Raw genomic sequence first — 1,652 nt, 5'->3', positions numbered from 1 at the left:
CGCTAACAGGATAAAAAGCATGAAAGTTTCTATATTTTCCCAAACAGAACAAACACTAAATAGGAGAAATACTTTGGAAATTTATACAGATATTGAAATTTCAGCTAAAGCTGAAAAAGTCTGGAATATACTAACCAATCTAAATGATTACTCCAACTGGAATCCTTTTTTGGTCAAAGCAGAAGGAACGATTCAGAAAGGTGCCAAAATTACCATCCATGTGCAACCCCCTGGTCTAAAAAGGATGGTTTTTAATCCGACAATTGTCAAAAACGAAGAAAATCAGACCTTGGTATGGGAAGGTAAGTTTATATTGCCTGGTATATTTGATGGGGAACACACTTTCATTATTGAAAAATTGGGAAGTGAAGGTGTTCGCCTGATCCAGAAGGAAACTTATGTAGGTTTACTTATTCCTCTTATGGCAAAAAAGCTAAATCAAAATACTCGAAGTGGCTTTGAGTTAATGAATCAGGCTCTTAAAAAACTAGCAGAATCGTAAATTTAATGCGTTGCAATTAGTTGGGTAGGATTGACGTTTACTACCCTTCTTAATGCAAGTTTTGCAAGCGATCTCATTAACTGAGAAAAACTTATAATTTAAAAGGAAATGCTCAATGTCTATTGATATAAGATCAACCCAGAATACAACTCAAGTAAAAAATCATGGGCCAAATTTGCTAGCCTCTATTAATGCTTTTAACAGGCTAGCAAATGATCCTCTCCAGCTTTTTTATAGTCTTCATGCTCAGTATGGAGATATCGTTTGTTTAAATCTGGGAGTTCAAAAAGTTTTTGTTATCAATAATCCTCTTTATATTAAGTATGCTTTACAAGAAAATATCAATAACTATAAAAAGCTCCAGCGTTTGGAAATGCAAACCAAGCTGCTTTTTGGAGAAGGGTGGACTAATAAAATTAACCGTCAAATCATTCGACCATTTTTCGAGCCTCAACACTATGCTACTATGGATAGTGCCATAGCAAATGCCACTCAGAAAATGCTGGCTCGTTGGCAGACTTTTGCTGACAATCATCAGTCATTTGATGTGGCAGAAGAAATGATGAGGCTCAGTCTGTCTTTTACAGCACAGACCTTGATTGGTCATGATTTCCACACTGGTTTGGATGATGTTGCTCTAGCAATGCAAGTGATCATCAATCACTTCAATGCTACGGCTGTATCGAACTTCAATGTACCAGAGAGCTTTCCTACACCAGCCAATCGCAAGTATATGGCAGCTGTGCAAACACTCCAAACAGCAATAGACAAAATCATTGAAGAACGCCAAGATGATGGGACAGATAAGGAAGATTTGCTTTCGGTGTTGCAATCATGGCGTGATGAGACGGGTACAGGCTTGAGTCCCAAACTTTTACGCGAACGACTCTTATGGATTCTTTTACCCGCCTTTGAACCGATCGGGAGGGCGCTATCCTGGGTCTGGCATTTGTTGTCACTCAACCCAAATGTTGAGCGTCAGATGCAAGCGGAACTAGTAAGAGTACTGGGCGATCGCCAACCAACTTTCGACGATTTGCCAAAGTTGAATTACACCAAGATGATTGTACAGGAAACACTGCGGATGTATCCGCCATTTTGGGTGATTGGTCGGGAAGCGATCGCAGACGATGAAGTTGGTGGTGTACAC

Annotated in this window: 2 protein-coding genes; both read left to right on the top strand. The window is 39.3% G+C overall.

Annotated features, from left to right (window positions below; genetic code table 11):
• Positions 1-502: SRPBCC domain-containing protein (locus tag VE944_RS20970; RefSeq protein ID WP_324981351.1), on the top strand; the 502-nt coding region annotated here is incomplete at its 5' end.
• A gap of 115 nt (positions 503-617) precedes the next feature.
• A partial coding sequence (locus VE944_RS20965) for a cytochrome P450 (RefSeq protein ID WP_324981349.1) occupies positions 618-1,652 on the top strand: 1,035 nt, incomplete at its 3' end.

The sequence above is a fragment of the Nostoc sp. genome, assembly GCF_035638895.1.
GTDB lineage: Bacteria > Cyanobacteriota > Cyanobacteriia > Cyanobacteriales > Nostocaceae > Nostoc.
The sequence above is the reverse complement of the archived record's forward strand: the minus strand, read 5'-3'. Positions and strand labels throughout refer to the sequence as shown.